Source organism: Sporosarcina sp. 179-K 3D1 HS, assembly GCF_047228905.1.
In the GTDB taxonomy this organism is placed as follows: domain Bacteria; phylum Bacillota; class Bacilli; order Bacillales_A; family Planococcaceae; genus Sporosarcina.
Map to the genome: position 1 here is coordinate 64,298 of NZ_JBFEGI010000012.1, position 24,648 is coordinate 88,945.

Consider the following 24,648-nt stretch of genomic DNA (forward strand, 5'->3'; position numbering starts at 1 on the left):
ACCCCTATGGGTATATAGTTTTGTAAAAAAGAAAGAGTCTTCAGCGACTCTTTACTAAAAGATCTACTGCTTCCTTTACAATGTCCTCTTGGGTCCTCGCGTCAGCCTCATCCATATTTTGAATGCAGGAAATTAAATTTGAACTGACGATCACGCCAATCGTACGATCAATTGCCGAACGGGAAGCTGATAATTGTGTAATAACATCTTTACAATCTTTGTTTTCTTCCATCATCCGCAAGATGCCTTTGATTTGGCCCTCGATCCGTTTCAACCGATTCTTCACCTGATCGCTATATTCCATGTTATCAGCTCCTTTCTTCAGGTTCATGCCTTTATAGTATACCCCTCTAGGTATAATGTCAACTACAACGTTTGAGGCTGGGAATAGTTTTTCGATGAAAATTCGACCGGGGCATGCAGTTCCGGGGAAAGGCCATGACAGTTGCACAGTTTGTCTTCTGCCCCCCTGCTAATTCTACAAATAATACGGAATAACCTATCGGAGTTTTCTGCATTATTTTTCGGATTACTCAAACTATGGTATAATAATAGTTGACAACTTCCACAAATGGACTATGTTGTTGCCATCTTTCATGGTTTAGGGTTTGCCCCGGCCTTTTTTGCTAAAGATGAGATTAGACATTAGGGGGTATATGAATGGCCTTTCCACGCAAGGAAAAGGAAGTTTGCGATTTTGTAGCTGCACGCGAAATCGATGAAAAGATTTCATTCGTCCGTAATGATCATAAGGTTTTTGGCAAGATTTTCAAAATTTTGGAGAACTCCGTTATAGTCGAAATTTCGACGAACGATGCTGAACTGATCGGTGCCGCCTCCAATTTGACCGTTGTTTCCCATAAGAACTATTCTGTCGTTTCATGAAGAATTGAAGAGCCCGTCCGCTAAGTCGGACAGGCTCTTTTTTAGTTCCCTAACTATGGGTATGCTCATATTAAAACAAAAACCGGATGAATCCATACTCGATTGCTACCAAAATGATCGTTCCGCCCAATCCGGCGATGAGCGGCTTCATGCCCGCCCGCTTGAAGGCTTCCAATTTGACATTCAAACCGAGGCCTGCCATAGCCATCGCCATTAATACATAGGACAATGACACAAGCATCGAAGCGATTTGCTCCGGTACGATTCCCGTTGAATAGAATGCACTCATGGCCAGGAAACCGAAAATGAACCAAGGAATCGGCAGCTTTTTGATATTAAAAGTCTCTCCCTCTTGCCGATGCTTTTTTGTCATCCAGATGCCGACGCAAGCCGCCACGACAACTAGCAAAATGACACGCGTCAATTTGACGACTAATGCCAAATCGAGCGCCGCGGCGCCTCCCACGTCCCCTGCCGCCACAACATTGGCGATTTCATGGAGCGTGCCGCCTGCAAACATTCCATAAGCTTCACTGGATAGCCCTAACACTTGATAAAAGACCGAATAAAGGAAGGTGAAGAGCATTCCGAGAAGCGAGATAATCGCCACACTCACCGCTGTCTGTTCCGCTTTTGCCTTCATTTGGGACGAAACAGCCACAATGGCTGCGGCTCCACAAATTCCTGTTCCGCAAGCTGTCAAGAAACCGATCGTGTTATCGACTTTAAGCAATTTCGCCATGCCATACACCGCCCCGATTCCGATGATGACACTGCTCGTCGCCAATAAAAAGGCGGGCCATCCTGCCGCTGCGATATCACTTAGATTCAACCGCATTCCAAGCAAAATGATCCCCGCTCGCAATAAGATTTTTGATGAAAAATGAATCCCCGGCTCCCAAACTGTCCGGACCGGAAAAAAAGTATTCCATACAATTCCGATTAAAATTGCAAAGACTAACGGGCCGATCAATGATAAAAAAGGAAGCGAAGTGGCCAATTTTGCGATTACCGCAATGATCAGCGTCAGGCCGATACCTGTCCAATAACCTCTATTCATAGTAACCTCTCCTTCCCTTCCATGATAAAATGAATTCAATCATCAGTAAAATGAGTATTAGTGATAGAATCAATCAGCTATCCTGATAAAAGGAGGGCCCTCAATTTGCTGTTAGAAGAATTAAAAACCTTTATTACCGTTGTAGAACATCAAAACTTCACGAAAGCGGGAAAGGAGTTGAATTTGGCACAGCCGACTGTCAGTCTGCATATTAAAAATCTGGAACGCGAATTGAACGTCACCTTGCTCGTTCGCTCCAATAAAACCTTCCATGTTACACCAGAGGGCGAATTACTATATGAGCGCGCTATTCAACTGTTAAAACTGGCGGAGAAAACAAAAGAGGAAATCTGGTGGAAGCATTATGAAGTGAGCGGTCAACTCCGGATCGCTGCCAGCTATACAATTGGAGAATACTTATTGCCCGAAGTATTGACAAAGTTACACCAGAAATTTCCCCATCTGCAAGTCGAAGTGACCATTGAAAATACGGAGGATGTGGAGTCGGCTGTCCGTGAATTGCGATGCGATATCGGCTGCATCGAAGGAAGTGTGCCCGCTAGAGAATTGATCATCAAGCCGTTCATGTATGATGAGCTGATTCTTGTAGCGGTGAACACGCATCCACTGGCCAAACGGGAGCACGTCGATCTGGCAGATCTACAAACAGCCCATTGGGTGATGCGTGAAAAAGGGTCCGGTACACGGCAATTTACAGACTTTCTACTTCGCTCCATTGGACAAGTCAATCCATCGTGCACCATTTTCAGTTCCAATGAAGGGGTCAAACAGGCAGTCCTGAGCGGTCTCGGAATTGCCGCCATTTCGGTCTATACCGCAAAAAGGGCACTGGAACGAGGCGAACTCGTCCCACTCAAAGTAGATGTCGCCCCGCAAAAAAGAGTGTTCTCCACTTTACATTCTCCATTAATGGTTGAAAAACGACATGTCGAGGTGTTTGTTAAAGAACTGAAAGCGATGTATGGCGACTGAACCGATGAATTCTTTGCAGGATTTTCCTGCTATTTTCCGAAGCTCAAATGAATTGAGAAGGAGTTCAAATGAGCCGGAAATTGTTGTTGTACGCGGCACAGCTATCCGTTGCCGCGGGTAATGGTAGCCAAGTCGTCATATATTCCGTGAAGAGAAAGAATCTGATAACATAGAGGAATCATAATAATTTCAACAAAGGAGGAATGCAGCTATGAAAGAACAGCTGATTGAGCGGCTGATTCGATATGCCGAAATGGATACACAATCGGATGCGGATAGCCAGACGACCCCTTCTACACCGGGGCAATGGGATTTGCTGCACGAACTGGAGAAAGAATTGGTAGCCATCGGCATGCAGGACATCACCTTGGACGAGAACGGTTATCTATTTGCCACCCTTCCTGCCAATACGGAGAAGGAAGTGCCCGTCGCTGGATTTCTCGCACATGTGGATACCGCCACCGATTACACGGGAAAAAATGTGAATCCTCAACGGATAGACCAATACGATGGGACAGATATCCATTTGAATGAAAACACAATCATGAAGGTCTCTGATTTTCCCGAGCTTTCCCAATATATCGGGCATACATTGATTACCACAGACGGAACTACCCTTTTGGGTGCGGATAATAAAGCAGGGATTGCGGAAATTATTACGGCGATGGAATACTTGATTCAACATCCGGAGATTAAGCACGGAAAAATACGGGTGGCGTTTACGCCTGACGAAGAAATCGGACGGGGACCGCATAGATTTGATGTGGAAGCTTTTGGTGCGGAGTTCGCGTATACGATGGATGGCGGACCGCTCGGAGAATTGCAGTATGAGAGTTTCAATGCAGCCGGAGCGAAAGTCACCTTCCATGGGACGAATATCCATCCAGGATCCGCCAAAGGCAAGATGGTCAATTCACTGTTGATTGCCCATGAATTCCAAGCGGCGATGCCTGCGGATGAAATCCCCCAGGCGACGGAAGGGTATGAAGGGTTTATTCATCTCATGGAAGTGGAGGGAACGGTCGAGGAAACGACACTTCACTATATCATCCGCTATTTTGACCGCGAGCAATTCGAAGCAAGGAAACAACTCTTTGTAGATACGGTGAAAGAACTACAAGGGCGCTATGGAGAGCAGGCCGTATCCCTCGAATTGACAGATCAATACTTTAATATGCGCGAGAAGATTGAGCCGGTCATGGAAATCGTCGACATCATTGCGGAGGCGTTCAAGAAACTGGATATTGAGCCGAATATCATTCCAATCCGCGGCGGGACGGATGGCTCCCAGCTTTCTTATATGGGCATGCCGACGCCGAATATTTTTACGGGCGGCGAAAACTATCACGGGAAATACGAATATATCTCTGCTGATAATATGGTGAAGGCGACCCAGGTCATCATTGAAGCCGTAAAGCTTTTCGAAGCACGTTCCTAAGGGAGAGCAAATGAAAGCCATCTGGATTGGAATTTTGTCTTCCCTCTTCTTCGCGGTCACCTTTGTCTTGAACCGATCGATGGAATTGTCAGGCGGTAGCTGGCTCTGGAGCTCTTCGCTCCGCTACTTCTTCATGGTTCCTTTCTTGCTTGCGATCGTAGCGTATCGGAAAGGGTTAGGCGATGTCAAAAAGGAGATGTTTGCAAAACCCGCTCCATTTTTCTTATGGAGCTTCGTGGCATTCGTTCTCTTCTATGCGCCACTCACCTTTTCCGCTGCCTATAGTCCAGGATGGCTGCTCGCTGGAACTTGGCAATTGACAATTGTGGCCGGAGTCCTTCTAGCGCCGCTATTTACGATTGTAGTACGAACCAGTCAGGGAGAACGAAAAATCCGGCAACGCATCCCGATAGTGTCGCTCGGCATTTCGTCCATCATCTTTATCGGTGTCGTAATCATTCAGATTCCGAATGCGCAAACTGTGGAGGCACAGGCGCTATGGCTCGGGACCTTGCCTTTATTGATAGCCGCCTTCGCCTACCCGCTAGGAAACCGGAAAATGATGGACCTGCTCGGCGGACGGCTCGACATGTTCCAACGGGTGCTCTCCATGACGCTCATGACGCTGCCGGTCTGGATAGGATTTGCCATTTACGCCTTATTGACAGTAGGTCCGCCATCTTGGGGACAAGTGAGTCAATCCCTTATTGTCGCGGTAAGCTCGGGTGTCATTGCGACATCGCTGTTCTTCATGGCAACCGATCTCGTACGGAATGACCAAGGGAAATTGGCGGCTGTGGAAGCGACACAATCCACAGAGCTCATCTTCGCCATGATCGGGGAAATGCTTCTCCTCAGTCTCCCCCTGCCCGGCCCTGTATCGTTGGTCGGCATTTTCGTTATCATCATCGGCATGGGATTACATAGTTACCACACCTCCGTTGCGAAAAAGAAACAACCCGTCGTTGATGTGCACCCCGAAAGTTAGAGTCAAAATCTAACTTTCGGGGTGTTTTATTATGGTTAAATATGCAGATGATTTTAAAGCGATGGTGGTGCGTGAATATCTCGGAGGAACAATTGGATATAAGAGGCTGGCGGAAAAACATGGTGTAAAGTCGAAGAGACAGGTCATTGATTGGGTAAACGCATATAAGAAGTTCGGTATGGAGGGATTAATTCGTAAGAAAAGGGACGCGGTTTATTCTGTTCAATTCAAGCTGGATGTATTAAGCTTTATGAAAAGGACAGGCGCTTCGCTGGCAGAGACGGCACTTCACTTCGGATTGACGAATCCTTCGCTGATAAGGGATTGGAAGAAGAAATTCCTTAAAGGTGGTGCGGAAGCCCTGGACAACCCGAAAGGACGGCCATCCATGTCTGATAAAGCGAAAAACGTCAAGAAGAATCAGAAGCCAATACAACAGGATGAAATGACGCGTGAACAGAAATTAGAACGGGAAAATGAACTTCTCCGCTTGGAGGTAGAATACCTAAAAAAGTTGCGAGCTTTTCAGATGGATCCGGACGGCTATCTAGAAAAGCACAAGCGGCGCTATCATTCGAGCTCAAAGAAGAATTCCCACTGAAGGATATACTTCAGATTGTCGGCATTCCTGAGTCGTCCTACCACTATCATGTAAAACAAATAAAACGGGAAAATCCTAACCGAGGATTGGAGGAAACGATTCAATCCATATTTGATGAACACAACGAAAATTATGGGTATCGCAGAATTCAACTAGAATTGAAGAATCGTGGACTCGTAGTGAATCACAAAAAAGTGCAGCGCATTATGCGAAAGCTAGGATTGAAAGGAAATAAGTTCACCCGGAAATCACGTCGTTATAGTTCGTATAAGGGAACCATCGGTACAGTGGTGAAAAACCGGATTAACCGCCGGTTCAATACTACGATCCCATGTCAGAAACTGACCACGGATATTACAGAATTCAAGTGTTCAGATGGCCTAAAACTCTATCTTAGTCCAATGATGGATATGTATAATGGGGAAATTCTTTCGTATGGCATCAGTATGCGTCCAACGCTTGACTTTGTGATGAAACCCTTAGAGGAATCCCTTGAAATCGTAAAGAATACAAAATACCGGACTACGACCCACTCGGATCAGGGCTGGCACTACCAGCATGGAAAATGGGTTGCGACCTTAAAAGAACACAAAGTTTTCCAGAGCATGTCACGGAAGGGGAATTGTCTGGACAACGCCCCCATGGAAAATTTCTTTGGATTACTGAAGCAGGAGATGTATTATGGTGAACCGCTGCGGACATATGAGGAATTGAAAAGGGCTATTGAGGCTTATATTCAATACTACAACAACAAACGGATCAAACAGAAATTGGCTGGCATGAGTCCGGTTCAATACCGTCTTCACACCAGCCAACTAGCTGCGTAATCTAAAACTCTAACTTTTAGGGGTCACATCACGTTTAGATGCGCGCCGGTTGTTTCTTTTTGAATTAACCGTTAGTTTTCCCGGGAACTGTCATGGTTCCAGAGGAAACTGTCATGGCCAGCCAAACTGTCATGGCAATCTCCCAAACTGTAAGGACAATCCCGGGAACTGTCATCGCTCAGGTGGAAACTGTCATGGCTCCGGAGGAAACTGTCATGGCCCGGTCAAACTGTCATGGCATTCCACCATATAAAAAAAGAAAAGACCCCTTTGACAGGGGCCTTCCGTCGCTCAACCAGGTAACCTCCCCCCTGATACACTCTAGATGGTTTGCCCGACTTTCCAGGCAGGGAGCATATGATTCAATGGCTTATCTTCCCGGTACCCTAATACGTATTCAGCCTGCATAATCGTATGAATTTCACGTGTCCCTTCATAGATTACCGGCGCTTTTGAATTCCGCAAGAAACGCTCCACCGGATATTCATCTGAATAACCATATGCCCCGTGTATTTGTACTGCATCATCCGCTGCTTGATTGGCAAAATCGCAAGCTTGCCATTTGGCGAGTGAGGTTTCTCGAGTGTTACGCTTGCCCGCATTCTTTAATTCGCCCGCGCGGTATACAAGCAATCTACTCATCTGATAACCGGCTTCCATCTTCGCAATCATCTGCTGTACTAGCTGATGCTTGCCAATCTCTTTACCGAACGTTTCGCGCTCATGACAGTAATTCACGCTCGCTTCCAGGCAGGCCATAATTTGGCCGACAGCTCCCGCTGCAACAGTGAAACGGCCGTTGTCCAAGGCAGCCATGGCAATCTTGAATCCTTCCCCTTCTTTACCAAGCAAATTCTCTTTCGGCACTTTCACATCTTCAAAAAAGAGTTCTCCGGTATTTCCGGCACGGATTCCCAGCTTCCCTTTAATCGCTTTTGATGAGAACCCCTCCCAACTACGTTCTACGATAAACGCCGAAATCCCTTTATGCTTTTCCGAACGATCGCCCGTGTACGCAAAAACAATAAAATTGTCTGCAATGTCACAGAGGGAAATCCATGTTTTCTGACCATTGAGTATATAATAATCTCCCTCTCGTTTCGCGGTCGTTTCCATAGCCGCCACATCCGAACCGGCCCCGGGTTCCGTCAGACCGAAAGCCCCGATTTTCTCTCCCTTTGATTGAGGAATCAAATAGTTCCTTTTTTGCTCCTCCGTCCCCCATTGCAATAACGTCATGCTATTCAATCCCGTATGAACGGAAACAGCCGTCCGGAAAGCGGTATCCCCCCGTTCCAATTCCTCACAAACGATGGCTAATGAATTATAGTCCATTCCGCTCCCGCCATACTCTTCGGGAATACAAACCCCCATTAAGCCAAGTTCAGCGAGCTTTTTGAAAATCGCCGGATCGGATTGGCCTGCGCGATCCCATTCGCTGATATGCGGCATGATCTCCTTATCTACAAATCCCCGTACCGTGTTACGCAACATCTTCTGCTCTTCTGTAAATGTGAAATCCATATCCATTCTCCCTTTCGTTTTTCGGAAATGTAAAAAGCCAATTCAAATAGACTACAGGCATGCTGGAGTCAAAATGAACTGGCTTCATGTCTACGTTTCAAACCCCGGCTAAGGGCTTTTGCAGACTAGGCAGAATTTGGCTTTTTAAATTTCTCTTAGTGATCATGCGTAATGAACGTGGCTGCGTTTCTGCATGATTAGTTATTACTCATGTTAGTACAACCAAGTTCATTTGTAAATACATAAATCTGATTTATTCAAACATTTCGTTTTTAATGTTTATGATTCTCGTATTGTTTATGTAAATCTTTCAAGGCCGAAACTAAGGCATTGGTCGCCTTGCCCAAGTAATGACTTTTTATATCCTTAATCGGCTTTTCAATACCATCCTGCAAGCTATGCCCTCTCAATATTTGTTGAAAAAAATCCCTTCCATGGTGCGTTGCCAATGTGCAGCTTGCCGTCACAATCACGCCGTATTTCTTATCAATTTCTGCTGTAATCGTGAGTGTTTCATACATATTTTGAGCCGCCATCCCAGAGGGAAGTCTCGCATGTCCAGCTATAAAAACTGTATTCATTTCCATCATCCCTTTCTCTATCTCTAAAATTATAACATCCCGATATCTGAAAATACTGTAATTATGCTCTAAATAAAGAAATGCCATGATCCAACCGATATTCTGGCTGGATCATGGCTTATTTCATTCATACACCCCTAGTATTTCAACGGCCTCTTCAGCTAAAGACGTGTCGACCGCTTTGTCAAAATCAATCTCTCCTCGGATTGCCCCGTTTGCCTTATAGGTTTCGTATTGCTTTTTGATGTCATCCACGAACATCCTGCCATTGGCATCGAGTCCTGTGACATTCACTTGATCCCATAAAGCCGGATCTTTCAAGGCTGTATGCTTCACCATGATCTCGACGACTTCTTCCTTGCCGATGCCTTTGAAGAACGCATCGTTATAATCCCGGACACCCTTCAAATAGGCAGCCATGAAGCGCAACGACACGGAATCATTGTCCATGAACTTCGGTGAAGCGAGAACCATCGCGATTTGCGATTCAGGTGCATAATCTGTTGCATCCTTGAATCGATGGTGGAACCCTTTCGCGACTCCTTGTGCGATGAGCGGCTCAATATTGAGGGCTGCATCGATCGTTCCGGATTCAATCGCGCCCAACATTGCCCCAAAGTCCGCGATATGGACATATTCGACGTCTTCTTCTGTCAGGCCGGCATGTTTCAACATCTCTTCGTAAATATATCCATCAATGGAGTTACGGGAGGATACCCCGATCTTCTTCCCTTTGAAGTCTGGATAATCCTTGATCTCATCAACCATATGATTCCCAATGACGAAAGTGAAATAGGATTTCCCCGGCATATTATGTCCTTTATCCGCTATGATGCGTACGTCGATTCCTTGGGCGATGGCGTTGAAGAAAGATGCGGTCGACACGCCGCCTGCGATATCCACTTCTCCTGCAGCAAGGGCTGGCAACATATCATCACTATTCGCGAAATCAGCAAAATCCACTTCGATATTCATTTCCTCAAAATAGCCTTTTTCCTTCGCGATATAGAATCCCGCACCCGATGCTGCCCCGTCTTCTGCAATCAGGATTTTCACTCGCTCTTCCAACGGTGTCAGTTCACCCGATGCTGGATCCTTAGCCGGCGTTTCCTGCGGCGGTGCAGGGTCAGGTGTTGCTGGTTTCGGTTGAGGCTCCTTCTGCGTACAGGCCCCTAGGATCAGAATCAACCCGACAACCATTGTCAACCATCCATGTTTCAACCACTTTGTCACGTCATCTCTCCTCTTCACGCTTTTTCTCGTCTTGACCGTTGCACTTCATCTTGTAAATGTTGCCAAATATCAACAAATCGGCCGGCCATCACCGGATCTTTTCGAATATCCTCCATCTTACGGGGGCGAGGCAGATCAATCTTAATTTCCTCCACAATCCGGCCTGGCTGTGAACTCATCAACAGGATTCGATCGCTGAGCAGCAATGCCTCGTCAATGCTGTGAGTGATGAACAGCACCGTTTTCCCGGTTTCAGCCCAAATCGACAATAATTCTTCCTGCAAAATGAATTTGTTTTGCTCATCCAATGCAGCAAACGGTTCATCCATAAGCAGAATTTCAGGATCATTGGCGAATGCCCGCGCGATGCTGACCCGCTGTTTCATCCCACCTGAAAGTTCTTTCGGATAAAGGGAAGAAAATTTTTGTAACCCCGTCTTTTTGAGATAATAGTCCGTCCGTTCTCGTATGAGCTTCTTCGGCAAATGGCGCATTTTCAGACCGAATGCTACATTTTCTTCTACGGTGAGCCATGGGATGATCCCCCGTTCCTGGAACACCATGGATTGGAGCGGCCGATCCTCGCCTGCCGTGGCAATGGAAAAATCTCCAATGCTTGGATTTTCCAAACCCGCCAAGATCCGCAGCAGCGTCGTTTTGCCACAGCCGCTCGGACCGACGAGACAGACGAATTCTCCTTCATCAATCGTCAGGTTGATGTTATCAAGGGCTGTGACACTCCCCTGCTTTTTATAGAAGGCCTTGGTCAAATTCCGTATTTCAATCTTTGGTTTCCTTCCCATCCGCTCACCTCCATGGCAAGATCTTTTTCTGAATTCCCCGAAGAATTAATGAAAACAAATACCCGAAAAACGAAATTAGAATGAGGCCCACATACATTTCCTGGAGAAGGAATGCTTTATACGACACCCATATCAAATAACCGATCCCCGAAGTCGCCCCCATCATTTCTGCGGCTACAATGGTCAGAAGCGCAATTGCCTGCCCCATCTGAATCCCTTCCAGCATGACCGGCATGGCGCCAGGCAGCGCAATTTTCCAGAAAAAGCTCCACCGGCCGGCCCCGTAGTTTTGAGCCACATCCAAGTAGATCTTGTCGATGTTAATAACACCAGCCGCTGTATTGATGACCACCGGAAAAAACACACTCCCCGCAATCGTCACGACTTTTGACAAGTCACCGATGCCGAATAAAATGATGATAATGGGAAGCAACGCCAGGGTGGGGATGGGCATGAGTGCCATGACAATGGGGGAAACAAAATGCCGGATTGGCGAATACAATCCCATCAGCAATCCAATGATTACGCCAGGAATGACGCCAGCCAGGAACCCGGCAAAGATCCGGTACAGCGAGACCCCGATATGGCCGACCATTTCGCCACTTGTCAACATCTGCAAAAAAGTGCTCAATATTGCGGATGGCGGCGGGAAAAAGCGGATATCAATCAAGCCGGTCCTCGACAAAAACTCCCATAACAACAGGAGAAAAATGGGAGAGGCAATCGTCAACATCCGTTTTAACCGCTCTTTCGTTTGCTTTTGTTTCCACTCCCGCTGTTCGATTTCAAATGGATCATATCGCACAGCCATCTTCTCTTTTTTCAACGTTCACCACCTCTTCATATAAATTGTATGTATATGCCTAGCGAAGTGTGTTGGGCACTACCGCAGAGACGAGCGATTTCGACAGGATTTTAATATGTTTTGGCGTGTTGGTTGGACGACATTTTTTAGTTTGTTGGACAACTCGAGGGGTTCGTTGCACACCAAGTGCGATTCGTTGAACATCTCCGACACTTCGTTGGAAATGAATCCCTATTTCATTTCCACCAAAAAAGCCGTTCCCCGGCCAGCAGAACTGACTGGGGAACGACTTCCCTCTTTACGATTATCCGCGCCACGCACTCATGCCGCCTTTGACATTTGTGACTTTGACAAAGCCCGCTTTTTTCAAGACACCCGCGGCTTGGGAACTGCGCATGCCGCTTTGGCAAATGACGACAACTTCTTTCTCTTTGTCCAAACTGCCCAATTGCGATTTCAATGCTTGGAGCGGGATGTTTTTAAACTCTTTAATATGCCGCCCCTTGTATTCCGTCGGTGTCCGTACATCGACAAACTGCTTCGTTTTGTCTTTAAGTATCTCTTTCAGCTCGTCGGTGGATAAAGTCCGGACGCCTTTGGTCGGCATCATCCGCCAGGCGAAAAAGCCGATGATGAGCAATATGAAAATCCATTCCATCCGTAGTTTCCCCCTCTCTTATTGCACAACCGGCATGCCGGCTGTTACGTACGCGTTATAGCCACCCGCCATATGTTTGACCGTGTAAAATCCGCGCGCTTTCAACACACTGGCCGCAATTGCGGAACGGGCTCCGCTTTGACAATGAACCAACAACTTCCGATCATCCGGCACATCGAGTGTACGCAATTTTCCTAGGAATAAATGCGTCGCCTCAGCCAGATGGCCTGCTTGCCATTCCGCATCATTGCGGACATCGATGACGAACGCATCGGAATCCTTCCTCTCTCCGACGAACTCATCGACCGACAACGTTTCGTAAGTCGTTAATTCCATCCCCTCTAAAGCAGCAGGATCGACAAACGCTTCGATTTGATCCAACCCGACGGATTGCAATGCTTGTTTCACGTCGGAACGTGTCTTTTCATCTGCAATGACGAGAAGTGCTTCATCGTATTTCACAAGCCAACCTGCCCAATTCGTGAATGATTTATTGAACGGGATGTTGATAGAACCTTTCACTAAGCCTTGTGCTGCCACATCCCCTGCCCGCGTATCCAAAATCAAGCTATTTTCCCCAATAGCTTGCTGTAAAGAGACCAAATCGGAAATTACTTTCGGTTCTTCTCCATCCAGAATAGCCGGACCGATTTTATTCACCTTTTTCATCTGTGCAAAGTAAACTGGAGCTTCCGGTTGGTCTTTCAATAATGCTTTTACAAATGTCTCTTCATCCTCAATTTGCATCGCCCAATTGAAATTTTTCTCATAGCCGACCGTCGAAATCGGCACGGCGCCAAGCGATTTTCCACAAGCCGAGCCCGCTCCGTGCCCAGGCCAGACGATCAAATGATCCGGCAATTGTTTGAATCGTTGTACCGATTTAAACATATCCCGAGCACCGCTATCCGCCGTACCCTCCATGCCAGCCGCTTCTTCCAGTAAATCCGGCCGACCGACATCTCCTACGAACACAAAATCTCCTGTAAACATGCCCATCGGCCCTGTCGCTCCTCCACCGCGATCTGTTAGGAGAAATGAAATACTCTCCGGGGTATGTCCAGACGTATGCCATACTTCAAAATCAACGTTCCCGATGGAGAAGGTGGAACCCTCTTTCACCAGTTCGGCATCAATGCCATCTGTGTATTCATATTTCCAATTGGCGTCACCTTCATCGGACAAGTACAGTTTGACCCCGTGCTCCACCGCCAACTGACGCGCGCCAGAAACATAGTCCGCGTGAATATGCGTATCCGTTGCCGCCGTCACACGAAGTCCTTCATCCGCTGCGGCCTCCAAAATATGACCGAACTCGCGTGGCGGATCAATAATGATCGCCTCTCCCGTCCTTTGACAACCGACCAAATATGAGTTTTGTGCCAAGTTCTTATCTGTAAATGATGTAAAAAACATATATACCCCTCCCGGTTTCTTTTTCTTACACACAATATACCATAGGGGGTATATATCCGCAAGTAGTATTACAATCTTAGCCATATGTTCATGTTTTCCGATGGGGCTATTAACTTTTGACGAACTCATTTTCCACGCAACCATTTTAACACCTGTCAACCGATCATATTTCTACGCAAGCGATCATAACTTCTAACAACCGCTCATATTTCCACACAAGCGACCATAACTCCTCACAACCGCTTATATTCCCCCACAAGCGATTATAACTCCTCACAACCGCTTATATTTCCACGCCACCGCCCATAACTTCTAACAACTGCTCATATTCCCCCACCAAAATAAAAAAAGCATCCCATTACAGGATGCTGTTCAAATCAAAAACCCATTCTTTTTCGCTTCAAACGTCAACTCTTCGCGGAACTTCGGGTGAGCTATCGCAATTAATGCTTTGGCCCGCTCAGATAGGGACTTGCCATAAAGCCGGGCGATCCCGTATTCCGTCACAATATTATCCACGTCATTTTTAGAAGTAGTCACAACCGAGCCAGGCGCTAGGAAGGGCTTGATCCGTGAAATCGTATCGTTTTTCACAGTCGAATGCATGCACACATACCCCTTGCCGTATTTGGAGAACCGCACCGCCCGGGCAAAGTCAGCTTGTCCCCCAGTTGACGAATAATAGCGGCCGCCAACTGTTTCCGAAGCACATTGGCCATACATGTCCACTTCTGTCGTCGCATTAATAGAAACCAAATTCTCTTCTTTCGCAACTTCCCGTGGGTCATTCAACATGCCGACCGGCAAAAATTCGACCGATGGATTATTATGGATAAAATCGTACAGCTGCTGTGTCCCATATGCAAAAGTGGCTACGATTTTCCCTCTATTGGTGAATTTCCGAGTCCCATCCACTGCTCCTGCCGCTACCAGATCAATGATGCCATCTGTCAACATCTCGGTATGGATGCCCAAGTGCCTGCGATCCTTCAACATCTTCATGACCGCATTCGGGATAGCACCGATCCCGATCTGCAATGTATCACCGTCTTTAATATCCGCTGTCACAAATTCTGCAATTTTTCGGTCTTTCTCTTCGATGGGAGGTGATTTTGCTTCCTGTAGTATTTCGTCATGTTCCACAAACCCTGCAATTTGGCTGATATGGATCTGGTTTTCCCCAAACGTCCGTGGCATATGCTTGTTGACCTCTAATATAAATGGCACTTTTCCGATAAAATCGGCTACATAATCTGCTTGAGTTCCTAACGAGAAATACCCATGCTCGTCCATCGGAGAAGCTACCGCCATGACCATGGACAGCTTTGTCGTCTTCTTTAAGATGCGAGGCATTTCATGGAACACATTCGGCACTAGCTCAATTGTGCCTTGTTCATAAGGCTTCCGATTCACACCACTTAAGAAGTATGATACATGTGACAAATGGTTTTTCATCTCGCCCCACATATAATCCCGTTGGCGAATGGGCAACATCTGATGAACTCTTACATTGTCCAACTTGCGATAATTTTTCTCTAATATATCCAATAAAAGAACTGGTTCCCCTGCCGCTAAAGGAAGGATGACATCCGCCTCTTTGTCAATTAACCCGATCACTTCTTCCACATTCAATCGCTTCGTCATTACCTTACCTCCTTACCGTATATTCTTTATTATACACCAGACTGAGCGCTCGCTCAACTTGTTCTTCTTGTTTTCCCCGCCTATAATAAGAGTATGACAATTCTTACAACCGACCAACTGAGACAACTGAATATGTATAGCATCTACATTGAAGAACCGGAACATCCTTTGTTTTCAATGCAATCTCTGCTGAATGCGGAGCAGACCGGGAACATTATGGACGTGATCCAAACTGTGAGTCAAAGCCCCAACCGCACGGTGGCTGCATCGTATTTCATGCGGCGGCTTGGCATGTTCATTGCCATGCAGTTTACCAATTTGGCTTCTTACGATGAAGTATGGAATGGCGACTTGGAGCGGTTGCGTTTCGGCGCCAAGGTAGAATATGGGAAGTTGGCAGTGAGCATGTTTGCAGTTGCGGAAGACTGGCAGGACGTAGACGACGAAAATCGCGAAGGAGCCATTCGAAATATCCTCGAATTTGCCGATTCCGCGATACGCCAAACCCGCTCCGTATCCTCCGTTTCCCCGTTAATCCTTTGGGAGAACATCTTCGGCTTCCTTCTTTGGCAATATCATGTGTTGCTATCGAATCCCGGAACAGCCGAGGAAGCGAGGAATGACCTTAATCTATTGAAGGATGATTCTTTGTGGTCCGGAATCGCATCCCGCTCTTTATTTGCCACGTATTTGCGGGGATGCGAACCTTCCGCACTCCTCAATACGGAAGTGCGGACAACGTGCTGCTTGTCAAAGGACATACCGGGACTCATGCAGTGCGGGTTTTGCCCATTAAAAAAGGGCGGATGAAGGACATCCTGCTGTCCTGTCCTCTCCGCTCCGCTCCTTATTCAATTGGCCCTGTAGGCCTGGAAGGAGTTATTGAAGGAATAGATTACTCCAATGGCTGCTCCAGCGTAGAAGAATCCCATGAAAATACCGGCAGCCAAGTTATCGGGATGACTGATGAAGATCGAAAGGAACAAGCCGATCACCGTCGCAATGGTCGAAAACCAAGCAACAGACAATTTGAAAAACAAGCGGATGATAAACAGCGCCAGCAAAATGACAGGCACAGCCCAGAAGGCATCCCATATATTCGTATGGATCACAGGGAACTCGGGTAACATCGAAATCAGTCCTTTTTTAGGGATAGCATGTTTCGTTTTGTGCGAATTATACGTCCATCAAAGGCTATATCTGAAGTTCAGATAAAAAGCCCGTTAAGAGAGCAGTCTCCTAACGGGCAATCGAATTGCACGAAATAATCAGCTTGGCAGATGACGATGGGCGAACACAAGAATCCCGCAACTGATCATCCAAGGTTTGAAAGAGCCTTAAGCGTTGAACGTTCAACTTTATAGCATGAAGAGCTTTAAGTCGTAAGGTTTATAACTTTGAGATGTAAGGTTTGATCTTTTATCTCAGTAGTATCGACTAAAATTAGTAGTGGAGCCGGTTTTACTTTTCACCCAAAGAAAAGCCGGCAAAAGAAGGGTCTTGTGGATATCGTTTTCGATTACTCATGCAATCCATCGGGGTTACACAGTGATTTGGGTGATGGCGTTGGATTCGGATAAAACGGCATCGACTTCGGCTTTGAAGTTTGACACCTTCTCTTCCAATTCCTCAATCCGCTTGTCGAGATGCAGTGGATCGATAAGGACATATTCGTTCCGCTCCATGAACGATTTGGTATGGAGCTCCACTTCCTCTTTTTTGCATGTTCTTTATTGCCTAATATAGCGGTCAAATACTCTTCCAATCGTCTAGGAAGAGACTCGTTTTCTTTCGTCAATCTGTTAATGGCTGTTCTGCGGGCTTCCACCATTGACGCTAGCAGGTTCTCTTCATTCTGGATGGACGTTTTCCGCTCGATCGCTTTGGCCACCGTCATCGTTTCACCAGCCACCACCACTTCCGTGACGGCATTGGATTGGACGATGGCATCTTTAATACGATTGCGCCGCTCGATTAAGGAAACGGCCTTGTCAAAGCCGGCTTGTATCGTTTTTTCATACTCATCTATGGAAAGACCATTGAATTTCTGGGCCGATTTCCGATCCGTTGCGATGAAATCCGCTTCTCGGATCGCCTTGGCGATTCGATCGTTCAAGGTTTTCAGTTCGGATAAAGCACGGTGAATTGACATCGTTCGAGTAGTGGTCATCTGAATTCCTCCAATCGCTATCTTCCAATTTTACCATTTACAAAGAAAGGGTGCTAGATTTGTTAATCAAAGGACAAGAAGTACGAGGCACCGATGTGGACGAGGAAACGCGTTGTGCCCATTATCATTCCGAAATCGATCGGATAGCGATCAAGTTCTATTGCTGCCAGACGTACTATCCTTGTTATGAATGCCATTTGGAAACGGGGTGTGGGCGTCCGGAAGTGTGGCCAAAGAAGAAATTCGATGAACAGGCGATCCTGTGCGGAGCTTGTGGTCATGAGCTAACTATTCGGGAGTATCTGGAGTGCCGATCGGAATGCCCCCACTGTTCCGCTGATTTCAATCCAGGATGCAGCCTGCACCGGAATTTGTATTTTGAAACATAAAAGAGGCTTCTCCACCAGGGAGTGAGCCTCTTTTAATTTCCGCTAATCATGTCAAATCCGGCTTCTTCCCCATTGACCTGTAACCGGATCGTGTCATAAGGGCGATCGGTTTGAATCCGGTAAAGCACTATAGATTTCGGCTCGGTCTCCAAAGAATTTACAGAAACTTGGCTCTCTTGGAAGGATAAGATCAGGTCATCTTGCCGGACATCCATTGTCAAATTAGAGAAATGAGTGACCGTTTCTTCAAGGCCGCCAATACTGCCATTGAGGAAGAGGTAATACGTGTCCTTCCCGTCCATGTAAAGATAGTAGCCGTTGTCCTTCCGAACGGTCTGGACGAAATCCTGGACGTCTGCATTGGCGTCTTGGATTGCCACTTCCCTATGGGATAGTTCTTTACTGCATCCCGTCAATAGGAGAAGTAGAAGACCAAAAACAAGTACATATTTTTTCATATTCCTAAACCGTCTTCGTCGCGGCTTGCTTAATCTCTTTCCGGCGGGCGTAGATGTTTTTCACGATGGCTTTGCCGACCGCGTATGTCGGGATGGCCAGGATGATGCCAAGGAAGCCGGCTATATTCCCCGCTGCCAAGATAACAGTGATGACGGTCAATGGGTGGATGTCCAGCGTTTTCCCCATGACATTCGGGGTAATCAGATTGCTCTCCACTTGCTGGGCAATTAGTGTGACGATAGCTACACCAATTACCAGTTTCGGCTCTTGGATCATGGCAATGACTAACGCTGGGGCGACTCCTATCCATGGACCGATGAAAGGAATCAAGTTCATGAATAAATTGAAGATCGCTAACAATAAGGCATATTCCAATCCGATGATCAAATATCCGACAAATATCAAAATCGCCAATAATGTGCTGATCAGAAATTGTCCTTGGATATACGAGCGTAGCACATGGTCAATGTCATGCAAGGTTTTACGAACCCATTCCCGTCGTTCCCCCGAGAAAAAGTTGTATATAAACGGCGCCAGTTTCTCGTGATCCTTCAACATGAAGATAAAGAAAAACGGGACGAGTACTAGTAGGAACATCGCCTGGAAGAAGGATTGCAAGAATTGGACAATCCATTTCCCGAACTTGACGGCGACCGATTGAACCGAATCGGCTGCACTGTTAATTGACTCCTGTAAATTCGGAGGCAAGTCTTCCTTTTGTTGCAATGCCACATCTTTGATATGTTCGACCTCTTTGGCAATTGCCGGTGCATTTTCCACCAACGTGTTCACCTGTTGTGTAACGGGAGGTCCTATGATGGCGATGAAACCCCAGATGATAAGTGCCAACCCGACCAAAATGGATAAAATACTTGCCCACCGAGGCACTTTTTTATTTTCCAAAAACCGTTGGATCGGCTCGGTCACATAATACAGAACCCCACCAAGCAATAGCGGCAAGAAAATCGCTTTTGCAATAATGACGATCGGTGCGAAAATCCCCATGATTTCCATGAAATATTTAATGATGAGCAAGGCCAGCAAAATTCCGACCCCGACCTGGAACCATAATTTCTTCGTCACTGTTTCACTTCCTTCACTGCATACACATCTTTTACATTTACGAATTAAGCTAAGATTGGTTTCAGAATTCTGAAGTCACAGCCGCAGAAGAATCTGATTCCCCGACGGATCCTCTACACAATACCCATTACTGACCGGCTTCACTTCATTCCCCGCCTCTTGGACTTGATCGATTGAGGCGAGCAGCGTTTCTTCGTCCGGATAAATCAGCGTATAGGCCCGCATGCCTGCACTCAATGCGGATGGGCGCGGTGCACCGGCTCCATTCCACGTATTCACCGCAATATGATGATGGTATTTGCCATTCGACATAAAAAGGGCTTGTGGATAGTGGCTGACGACTTCGAAGCCGAGGGTCTTGTAAAAAGTTTCGGCTTCTTGCAAATCCGCGACATGCAAATGGATATGCCCCATGATCGTACCAACCGGCATACCTTCCCATGAACCGGCTCCCCCTGCGGCCAATACGTCTTCATACTGGAGAGGATCGGTCCGCATGACGACATGTCCATTCTCCCATTGCCATTCGTCCGGATGACGATCGACATAGACTTCGATCCCATTCCCGTCCGGGTCAGATAAATAAAGGGCCTCGCTCACAATATGATCGGATGCCCCCAACTGGACGTTCCGTTCGATAAAATGGTTCAAAATCCGTCCTAAATCCGCGCGAGTTGGCACTAAAATGGCAAAATGAAATAAACCGGACCGCCGCGGTTCTATCGCTGTAACATTCTCTGGCTGCTCTAATTGAACGAGCGGTGTTTTTCCATCGGCCGTTAAAACGGCTTTTACTTCCGTCCGTTCTAATTCCTGCAGACCTATCACTCCCGTATAGAACTCAAGCGACCTCTCCAAATTTGTGACGTTCAAGTACACTTCTCCTGGATAAATGCAAGGGGCTTCATGAAAATGCAATCGTCTTCCTCTCCTTCACTTTTTAGGTTCCTTAATGCCGCTATCAAAATATGGTACAATAATTCTGTCAATCAAACAGAAGGGGGTTCCCCCATCAACATGAAACTTGTAAAATATGCACTTCAAATTTTCATATTATTCGCCTTTTTCTCAATCGGCAAGGGACTTCAATCCGTTCTACATATTCCGTTGCCGGGAAGCATCCTAGGTCTATTGCTTTTGTGGATCGCTTTAATGTTGAAATTGATTCCGCTGAAATGGGTGGAAGGCGGTTCTTACCTATTCCTATCCGTGTTACCAATCTTTTTCATACCGGCAACCGTCGGCGTTATGAACTTCGGCTCTTTCTTTCTAAGCCGTGAAGTCGTTCTAATTCCGATAACGATCATTACTACATTTTTGACCATGTGGGTGGCGGGATTTGTCGGACAAACTATCGCGACCAGAATGGCCAATCGAAAGGACGAGACGCAATGCAAATAGTCGCGCTGACTCTCCTATTTATCACATTGACCGTCGTATTGTATACCCTGACGACTTTCTTATACGTAAAATATTCCAACCCGTTGCTGATTCCCATGTTCACGACAACCCTTTCCATCATCCTGGTGCTGGTCCTGTTTCAAGTCGATTATGACACGTACATGATCGGCGGAAAATGGATTGACTTGCTGTTAGGACCTGCAATCGTTTCCTTAGCCATCCCCTTATATAAACAACGGGAATTGTTACGGAAGCATCTGTTGCCTGTTCTCGGGGGGGTTATTGTCGGCAGCTTGGTTGGCATGGTCAGCGGTATTTTATTCGCCAAACTCCTGCGTTTTTCCGACGTGCTATCCTTAACGATCTTACCGAAAGCGATTACGACACCGATCGCTATGGAAATTGCTGCAGGATTGGGCGGAAATCCCACATTGGCAGTTGTCTTTGTCATCACAGCCGGATTGACAGGAATGATGTTCGGCCACCTCTTACTAGCCTTCGGACGGATTGATACTCCGCTCGGCCGCGGTCTCGGTTTAGGCGTGGCATCGCATGCGCTTGGTACATCAAAAGCGATTGATTTTGGCGAACAGGAGGCTTCCATGAGTTCCGTTGCGATGACATTGTCTGCTATTACCGGTTCCATTTTTGGACCACTGATTGCATGGCTATTTCAACTGCTCTAAAAGATATTTCCACCTGTTCCCTAATGGTAAACAGTACTTGAAACTCCTGCAACTTTCTGCTCCATGTCGGACGGCTGAATTTGTTTACTTCAAAAGAAATCGGGAAAACAGGCGATAAGCATTTCATTTCTTAACAAACGAGGAGGAAGTTCTGATGAGGAAAAAGATGGCCTTGACTGCACTTGGACTGGGTGCTGCCTATCTTATGCGCAATAAAGAAGCACGCGATAAGCTGTCCAGTCAATTTGATACGTTTTCCGGCAACGCGGCCGGGAATCGGAATATGAATACTATGGACTCCCGTTCCACCCATACAACCGGGCGTCGAAGAGGACTGCTCGGCAACTTATTCAGCTGATGTTTGAAAGAACCCCTGTCCCCAAAGTCGGAAACGGCTTCGGGGACAGTTTTTTATACTCCACTACCCTTTCAGGCAGTTTTCATTTTCATTCTTCGTAGCCGGATCATGGCAACATACACGACCGGCAAGATCGCCGTGAATAGAACGAGACCGTTCCAACCGAACATCGTCCAGAGCGGACTGAGGAACGTACTGCCGATTGTCACTCCGACGTAATAGGAAACGAGGTACAGACTGGAGGCACTCCCTTTGTGATGTGCTGCCTCTTTACCTACAGAAGCGGCGGTCAAGGAGTGTGCGCTAAAAAACCCGAGACACACAACACAAAGTCCGGTAACGATAAGTGCCAAAGAGGATCCCATCGTCAGCAGGAGTCCTGCCGAAAGTGTCAGGACGCCCGCTATCCGCACTGTCCGCAATCCAAATAACCCGGCCAGCCACCCGGCGAGCGGGGCTCCGATGACTCCGAAACCGTACGCAAAATATGTATAGGAGATGGCATCCAAAGACAAGGAGTACGGCGGTTCGATCAGATGGAACGGGAGGAATGTCCACATCCCGGTGAATGATAATTGCAAGACGACGCCAAGTCCAAAAACAACAACTAACTTCGGATTTTTCAAGTGGAATAAAAATCCTTGGATATCTTTCGAGAAACCTTCCTGGCTCGCAACAAAGTTCCTCGATTTTGGCAATGTCAGGAGAATTGCGGTAAAGATGACAATCCCGGTGAATCCGAGAATGTAAAATGACAATTGCCACGAGAAATGTTCGCTCATATACCCCGTTACAAACCGCCCGATCATTCCGCCGATACTGTTGCAAGAGATATAAAGTGCCGTAGTGACACTCGTAAACTGCCTATGTACTTCTTCACTAATATAAGCGAGCGCGGCGGCCGGAACACCAGCAAGCGCGAATCCTTGGATGAACCGCAGAATTACAATCCACACAAACGAATCTGAAATCGCCATCAGGAAGAATGGAAAAGTCGACCCGATCAGGGACAGTTTAATATAAATTGCCCTTCCGTTCCGATCCGAGAAAAATCCGAGGATGATCAAACCTAAGATGAGCCCGACTGTCGTCATCGACATCGACATACTTGCATAAGAAACCGAAATGGAGAACTCTTCTTTAAATAAAGGAAGTAGAGGTTGGAATCCATACATAGCCGCAAATATATACATCGAAGCAAACCCTAAGCTTAAAACAATCCACCAAAACTGAGCATCTTTCATTGAATAGCCTTCATGAGCCATGTTGCCACATCCAGTCGTTTATCAAATACTCCTCCGTATCATTGCGTCCGGAGGTCTGACTTAATTCAGCAATAGTTTCGAACACTCCTATTCATCCCACCACTCGAACAAGTCAAACTATTAATCTAGTATAGCATGAGTCCATAGCAGTCCTGCCGATATTTTTGGAACATGCACAAATAGGGTCATAACATGTAAAATATAGGTATTCAAATTAAAAACCGGAACCACTATCCGGTTCCGGCCTTACTCTGCAATGGCTTTGCGTTGTTCAGAAAAAATGACAAGGAAAATGCTCGCTTCATAAAGCAATACCATCGGGATCATCACGATCAATTGACTGATGAAATCTGGAGGGGTGATTAATGCCGAAATAACTGCGATTGCCAAATAGGACCATCTTCGGACTTTTTTCATCGACGCCGCTGTTAATAAGCCAATCGCGGATAAAAATAATGTTACGATCGGCAATTCAAACAGCACGCCAATCGGCATTGTCGTCATCAAAAGAAAGCGAACATATTCCTGGGCGGAAACCATGACATTGAAATTCACGGCTCCGAGGGACAGAAGGAAATGATAACTGAGTGGATTGACCACAAAATACCCAAACGCAATTCCCACGAGAAATAACACAAGCATCACCGGCGAATACAAACTGAGAAACCGACTTTCTCTTTCATTCAGCCCCGGCTTTACGAATTGCCAGACGAAATGGCAGAGAAACGGTAATGACAGACCGAATGCAAGTGCCGTCGAAATAGACATATAAAACTTGACGACTTCCAAGGGGCCTAAGATGATCAATTGGTTGCCGCGAGTGATGAAAGGAAACCATAGATTAATCGTTGAAAAGACAGTAATAAAAAAGAACAAGAAGATACCTATGCTTTTCAACAACTGCTTGCGTAGATCCGTCAGATGTTCGACTAAAGGCTGTTCTTCTTGCTCTTCCTCCTTCAACACCACAATAGTAGCTTTTTCCTCATCGGCGATGGGCTTGATACGAGTGACCACTTTTTGTCCGTCTTGCCCATCTATCCGAAATTTTTTCTCCGAATCCATTAGGACAATTCCTTTTTCTTCGTGTCCTTCTGTTCCGGCGACTCCTCATCATCCATAATGTCCCTTGCCGATTTCTTAAACTCTGCTAGGGTCTTGCCGACCGCCGATCCGACTTCAGGCAATTTGCGAGGACCAAATAAAATTAACACAATCACCAGGATGATGATCAATCCCGGCACACCGATACTTCCGATTCCACCCATTGCGATGCCTCCTTTATTTTGTCATTCTCTTCGGAATCTACCGTCGCGACCTCTCGCACAACGGTTTGAAAGCATTCTTCCCCCGTTTCTTTGCCGCCATACCTGAGCAAAAT

General features: G+C 46.5%; 29 protein-coding genes. 11 read left to right on the forward strand and 18 right to left on the reverse strand.

Annotated elements, in window-relative coordinates; translation table 11 throughout:
- Positions 1 to 40: 40 nt before the first annotated feature.
- The gene (locus AB1K83_RS14655) at positions 41 to 304 is read right to left on the reverse strand and encodes a metal-sensitive transcriptional regulator (RefSeq protein WP_413058958.1); all 264 of its coding nucleotides are present in this window, start codon (positions 302 to 304) and stop codon (positions 41 to 43) included.
- Positions 305 to 660: 356 nt separating this feature from the next.
- Between AB1K83_RS14655 and AB1K83_RS14660 the strand changes: the two genes are divergently transcribed.
- The gene (locus tag AB1K83_RS14660) at positions 661 to 885 is read left to right on the forward strand and encodes a DUF2187 family protein (RefSeq protein ID WP_413058959.1); all 225 of its coding nucleotides are present in this window, start codon (positions 661 to 663) and stop codon (positions 883 to 885) included.
- A gap of 70 nt (positions 886 to 955) precedes the next feature.
- Here the strand turns inward: AB1K83_RS14660 and AB1K83_RS14665 are convergent, their stop codons facing one another.
- Positions 956 to 1,945, reverse strand: coding sequence for a YeiH family protein (locus AB1K83_RS14665; protein WP_413058960.1), 990 nt, complete (start codon positions 1,943 to 1,945; stop codon positions 956 to 958).
- A gap of 105 nt (positions 1,946 to 2,050) precedes the next feature.
- On the opposite strand from AB1K83_RS14665, the gene AB1K83_RS14670 reads away from it, so the two are divergent.
- From AB1K83_RS14670 to AB1K83_RS14690, 5 genes are all read left to right on the forward strand, one after another.
- Positions 2,051 to 2,938: a LysR substrate-binding domain-containing protein gene (locus AB1K83_RS14670; RefSeq protein WP_413058961.1), complete on the forward strand. Its 888-nt coding sequence runs from the start codon at positions 2,051 to 2,053 to the stop codon at positions 2,936 to 2,938.
- A gap of 211 nt (positions 2,939 to 3,149) precedes the next feature.
- A complete protein-coding gene (gene pepT, locus AB1K83_RS14675) occupies positions 3,150 to 4,376 on the forward strand; it encodes a peptidase T (protein ID WP_413058962.1) in 1,227 nt (408 codons plus the stop codon).
- A 10-nt stretch (positions 4,377 to 4,386) separates the two neighbouring features.
- Positions 4,387 to 5,364: a multidrug resistance efflux transporter family protein gene (locus AB1K83_RS14680; protein ID WP_413058963.1), complete on the forward strand. Its 978-nt coding sequence runs from the start codon at positions 4,387 to 4,389 to the stop codon at positions 5,362 to 5,364.
- 31 nt (positions 5,365 to 5,395) lie between these two features.
- On the forward strand, positions 5,396 to 5,965 hold the full coding sequence (locus tag AB1K83_RS14685) for a helix-turn-helix domain-containing protein (RefSeq protein ID WP_413058964.1): 570 nt from the start codon (positions 5,396 to 5,398) through the stop codon (positions 5,963 to 5,965).
- Complete coding sequence (locus AB1K83_RS14690; protein ID WP_413059017.1) at positions 5,866 to 6,792, forward strand: IS3 family transposase; 927 nt, start codon at positions 5,866 to 5,868, stop codon at positions 6,790 to 6,792. Before AB1K83_RS14685 ends, AB1K83_RS14690 begins: the two co-directional genes overlap by 100 nt.
- A 321-nt stretch (positions 6,793 to 7,113) precedes the next feature.
- Here the strand turns inward: AB1K83_RS14690 and AB1K83_RS14695 are convergent, their stop codons facing one another.
- The 8 genes from AB1K83_RS14695 to AB1K83_RS14730 all read right to left on the reverse strand — a co-directional run bounded on the left by AB1K83_RS14695 (position 7,114) and on the right by AB1K83_RS14730 (position 15,456).
- Positions 7,114 to 8,316 (reverse strand): acyl-CoA dehydrogenase family protein, encoded by a 1,203-nt coding sequence (locus AB1K83_RS14695; protein WP_413058965.1) that lies wholly within the window; start codon positions 8,314 to 8,316, stop codon positions 7,114 to 7,116.
- Between the two features lie 272 nt (positions 8,317 to 8,588).
- Positions 8,589 to 8,897 (reverse strand): DUF3870 domain-containing protein, encoded by a 309-nt coding sequence (locus AB1K83_RS14700; protein ID WP_413058966.1) that lies wholly within the window; start codon positions 8,895 to 8,897, stop codon positions 8,589 to 8,591.
- 123 nt (positions 8,898 to 9,020) lie between these two features.
- Positions 9,021 to 10,097 carry an ABC transporter substrate-binding protein gene (locus AB1K83_RS14705; protein ID WP_413059018.1) on the reverse strand — a complete coding sequence of 359 codons (1,077 nt, stop codon included), beginning with the start codon at positions 10,095 to 10,097 and terminating at the stop codon, positions 9,021 to 9,023.
- 47 nt (positions 10,098 to 10,144) lie between these two features.
- A complete protein-coding gene (locus AB1K83_RS14710; RefSeq protein WP_413058967.1) occupies positions 10,145 to 10,933 on the reverse strand; it encodes an ABC transporter ATP-binding protein in 789 nt (262 codons plus the stop codon).
- Between the two features lie 4 nt (positions 10,934 to 10,937).
- On the reverse strand, positions 10,938 to 11,744 hold the full coding sequence (locus AB1K83_RS14715; RefSeq protein WP_413059019.1) for an ABC transporter permease: 807 nt from the start codon (positions 11,742 to 11,744) through the stop codon (positions 10,938 to 10,940).
- 298 nt (positions 11,745 to 12,042) lie between these two features.
- Complete coding sequence (locus tag AB1K83_RS14720; protein WP_413058968.1) at positions 12,043 to 12,396, reverse strand: rhodanese-like domain-containing protein; 354 nt, start codon at positions 12,394 to 12,396, stop codon at positions 12,043 to 12,045.
- 18 nt (positions 12,397 to 12,414) lie between these two features.
- Positions 12,415 to 13,812, reverse strand: a complete 1,398-nt coding sequence (locus tag AB1K83_RS14725; protein WP_413058969.1) for an MBL fold metallo-hydrolase — start codon at positions 13,810 to 13,812, stop codon at positions 12,415 to 12,417.
- Between the two features lie 372 nt (positions 13,813 to 14,184).
- Positions 14,185 to 15,456, reverse strand: a complete 1,272-nt coding sequence (locus AB1K83_RS14730; RefSeq protein WP_413058970.1) for an acetyl-CoA hydrolase/transferase family protein — start codon at positions 15,454 to 15,456, stop codon at positions 14,185 to 14,187.
- Between the two features lie 93 nt (positions 15,457 to 15,549).
- On the opposite strand from AB1K83_RS14730, the gene AB1K83_RS14735 reads away from it, so the two are divergent.
- Positions 15,550 to 16,266: a hypothetical protein gene (locus AB1K83_RS14735; protein ID WP_413058971.1), complete on the forward strand. Its 717-nt coding sequence runs from the start codon at positions 15,550 to 15,552 to the stop codon at positions 16,264 to 16,266.
- Between the two features lie 41 nt (positions 16,267 to 16,307).
- Here AB1K83_RS14735 and AB1K83_RS14740 read toward each other — a convergent pair whose 3' ends face one another.
- Positions 16,308 to 16,586, reverse strand: a complete 279-nt coding sequence (locus AB1K83_RS14740; RefSeq protein ID WP_413058972.1) for a hypothetical protein — start codon at positions 16,584 to 16,586, stop codon at positions 16,308 to 16,310.
- Positions 16,587 to 16,975: 389 nt separating this feature from the next.
- Positions 16,976 to 17,626, reverse strand: a complete 651-nt coding sequence (locus tag AB1K83_RS14745) for a hypothetical protein (protein WP_413058973.1) — start codon at positions 17,624 to 17,626, stop codon at positions 16,976 to 16,978.
- A 59-nt stretch (positions 17,627 to 17,685) separates the two neighbouring features.
- On the opposite strand from AB1K83_RS14745, the gene AB1K83_RS14750 reads away from it, so the two are divergent.
- Positions 17,686 to 18,015 carry a CHY zinc finger protein gene (locus AB1K83_RS14750; RefSeq protein ID WP_413058974.1) on the forward strand — a complete coding sequence of 110 codons (330 nt, stop codon included), beginning with the start codon at positions 17,686 to 17,688 and terminating at the stop codon, positions 18,013 to 18,015.
- 32 nt (positions 18,016 to 18,047) lie between these two features.
- Here AB1K83_RS14750 and AB1K83_RS14755 read toward each other — a convergent pair whose 3' ends face one another.
- The 3 genes from AB1K83_RS14755 to AB1K83_RS14765 form a co-directional block, all read right to left on the reverse strand.
- On the reverse strand, positions 18,048 to 18,473 hold the full coding sequence (locus AB1K83_RS14755; protein WP_413058975.1) for a hypothetical protein: 426 nt from the start codon (positions 18,471 to 18,473) through the stop codon (positions 18,048 to 18,050).
- A 4-nt stretch (positions 18,474 to 18,477) separates the two neighbouring features.
- Complete coding sequence (locus AB1K83_RS14760) at positions 18,478 to 19,557, reverse strand: AI-2E family transporter (protein WP_413058976.1); 1,080 nt, start codon at positions 19,555 to 19,557, stop codon at positions 18,478 to 18,480.
- A gap of 75 nt (positions 19,558 to 19,632) precedes the next feature.
- Positions 19,633 to 20,475, reverse strand: coding sequence for a VOC family protein (locus AB1K83_RS14765; protein ID WP_413058977.1), 843 nt, complete (start codon positions 20,473 to 20,475; stop codon positions 19,633 to 19,635).
- A gap of 99 nt (positions 20,476 to 20,574) precedes the next feature.
- Here AB1K83_RS14765 and AB1K83_RS14770 point away from each other — a divergent pair, with 99 nt between their 5' ends.
- The 3 genes from AB1K83_RS14770 to AB1K83_RS14780 all read left to right on the forward strand — a co-directional run bounded on the left by AB1K83_RS14770 (position 20,575) and on the right by AB1K83_RS14780 (position 22,002).
- Positions 20,575 to 20,958 (forward strand): CidA/LrgA family holin-like protein, encoded by a 384-nt coding sequence (locus tag AB1K83_RS14770; RefSeq protein ID WP_413058978.1) that lies wholly within the window; start codon positions 20,575 to 20,577, stop codon positions 20,956 to 20,958.
- Positions 20,949 to 21,644: an LrgB family protein gene (locus tag AB1K83_RS14775; protein WP_413058979.1), complete on the forward strand. Its 696-nt coding sequence runs from the start codon at positions 20,949 to 20,951 to the stop codon at positions 21,642 to 21,644. Before AB1K83_RS14770 ends, AB1K83_RS14775 begins: the two co-directional genes overlap by 10 nt.
- A gap of 154 nt (positions 21,645 to 21,798) precedes the next feature.
- Positions 21,799 to 22,002, forward strand: a complete 204-nt coding sequence (locus tag AB1K83_RS14780) for a hypothetical protein (RefSeq protein ID WP_413058980.1) — start codon at positions 21,799 to 21,801, stop codon at positions 22,000 to 22,002.
- A 71-nt stretch (positions 22,003 to 22,073) separates the two neighbouring features.
- Here the strand turns inward: AB1K83_RS14780 and AB1K83_RS14785 are convergent, their stop codons facing one another.
- From AB1K83_RS14785 to tatA, 3 genes are all read right to left on the reverse strand, one after another.
- Positions 22,074 to 23,267, reverse strand: a complete 1,194-nt coding sequence (locus AB1K83_RS14785; RefSeq protein ID WP_413058981.1) for an MFS transporter — start codon at positions 23,265 to 23,267, stop codon at positions 22,074 to 22,076.
- Positions 23,268 to 23,513: 246 nt separating this feature from the next.
- On the reverse strand, positions 23,514 to 24,332 hold the full coding sequence (tatC, locus tag AB1K83_RS14790) for a twin-arginine translocase subunit TatC (protein WP_413058982.1): 819 nt from the start codon (positions 24,330 to 24,332) through the stop codon (positions 23,514 to 23,516).
- Complete coding sequence (gene tatA, locus AB1K83_RS14795; protein WP_413058983.1) at positions 24,332 to 24,535, reverse strand: twin-arginine translocase TatA/TatE family subunit; 204 nt, start codon at positions 24,533 to 24,535, stop codon at positions 24,332 to 24,334. Before tatA ends, tatC begins: the two co-directional genes overlap by 1 nt.
- Positions 24,536 to 24,648 lie beyond the last annotated feature (113 nt).

Excerpts from the sequence above, each read along its gene's own strand:
- AB1K83_RS14655 (WP_413058958.1), bottom strand. The coding sequence starts at position 304 with ATGGAATATAGCGATCAGGTGAAGAATCGGTTGAAACGGATCGAGGGC.
- AB1K83_RS14660 (WP_413058959.1), top strand. The coding sequence starts at position 661 with ATGGCCTTTCCACGCAAGGAAAAGGAAGTTTGCGATTTTGTAGCTGCA.
- AB1K83_RS14665 (WP_413058960.1), bottom strand. The coding sequence starts at position 1,945 with ATGAATAGAGGTTATTGGACAGGTATCGGCCTGACGCTGATCATTGCG.
- pepT (WP_413058962.1), top strand. The coding sequence starts at position 3,150 with ATGAAAGAACAGCTGATTGAGCGGCTGATTCGATATGCCGAAATGGAT.
- AB1K83_RS14680 (WP_413058963.1), top strand. The coding sequence starts at position 4,387 with ATGAAAGCCATCTGGATTGGAATTTTGTCTTCCCTCTTCTTCGCGGTC.
- AB1K83_RS14685 (WP_413058964.1), top strand. The coding sequence starts at position 5,396 with ATGGTTAAATATGCAGATGATTTTAAAGCGATGGTGGTGCGTGAATAT.
- AB1K83_RS14695 (WP_413058965.1), bottom strand. The coding sequence starts at position 8,316 with ATGGATTTCACATTTACAGAAGAGCAGAAGATGTTGCGTAACACGGTA.
- AB1K83_RS14700 (WP_413058966.1), bottom strand. The coding sequence starts at position 8,897 with ATGAATACAGTTTTTATAGCTGGACATGCGAGACTTCCCTCTGGGATG.
- AB1K83_RS14705 (WP_413059018.1), bottom strand. The coding sequence starts at position 10,097 with ATGGTTGTCGGGTTGATTCTGATCCTAGGGGCCTGTACGCAGAAGGAG.
- AB1K83_RS14710 (WP_413058967.1), bottom strand. The coding sequence starts at position 10,933 with ATGGGAAGGAAACCAAAGATTGAAATACGGAATTTGACCAAGGCCTTC.
- AB1K83_RS14715 (WP_413059019.1), bottom strand. The coding sequence starts at position 11,744 with ATGGCTGTGCGATATGATCCATTTGAAATCGAACAGCGGGAGTGGAAA.
- AB1K83_RS14720 (WP_413058968.1), bottom strand. The coding sequence starts at position 12,396 with ATGGAATGGATTTTCATATTGCTCATCATCGGCTTTTTCGCCTGGCGG.
- AB1K83_RS14725 (WP_413058969.1), bottom strand. The coding sequence starts at position 13,812 with ATGTTTTTTACATCATTTACAGATAAGAACTTGGCACAAAACTCATAT.
- AB1K83_RS14730 (WP_413058970.1), bottom strand. The coding sequence starts at position 15,456 with ATGACGAAGCGATTGAATGTGGAAGAAGTGATCGGGTTAATTGACAAA.
- AB1K83_RS14735 (WP_413058971.1), top strand. The coding sequence starts at position 15,550 with ATGACAATTCTTACAACCGACCAACTGAGACAACTGAATATGTATAGC.
- AB1K83_RS14740 (WP_413058972.1), bottom strand. The coding sequence starts at position 16,586 with ATGTTACCCGAGTTCCCTGTGATCCATACGAATATATGGGATGCCTTC.
- AB1K83_RS14745 (WP_413058973.1), bottom strand. The coding sequence starts at position 17,626 with ATGACCACTACTCGAACGATGTCAATTCACCGTGCTTTATCCGAACTG.
- AB1K83_RS14755 (WP_413058975.1), bottom strand. The coding sequence starts at position 18,473 with ATGAAAAAATATGTACTTGTTTTTGGTCTTCTACTTCTCCTATTGACG.
- AB1K83_RS14770 (WP_413058978.1), top strand. The coding sequence starts at position 20,575 with ATGAAACTTGTAAAATATGCACTTCAAATTTTCATATTATTCGCCTTT.
- AB1K83_RS14775 (WP_413058979.1), top strand. The coding sequence starts at position 20,949 with ATGCAAATAGTCGCGCTGACTCTCCTATTTATCACATTGACCGTCGTA.
- AB1K83_RS14780 (WP_413058980.1), top strand. The coding sequence starts at position 21,799 with ATGAGGAAAAAGATGGCCTTGACTGCACTTGGACTGGGTGCTGCCTAT.
- AB1K83_RS14785 (WP_413058981.1), bottom strand. The coding sequence starts at position 23,267 with ATGGCTCATGAAGGCTATTCAATGAAAGATGCTCAGTTTTGGTGGATT.
- tatC (WP_413058982.1), bottom strand. The coding sequence starts at position 24,332 with ATGGATTCGGAGAAAAAATTTCGGATAGATGGGCAAGACGGACAAAAA.
- tatA (WP_413058983.1), bottom strand. The coding sequence starts at position 24,535 with ATGGGTGGAATCGGAAGTATCGGTGTGCCGGGATTGATCATCATCCTG.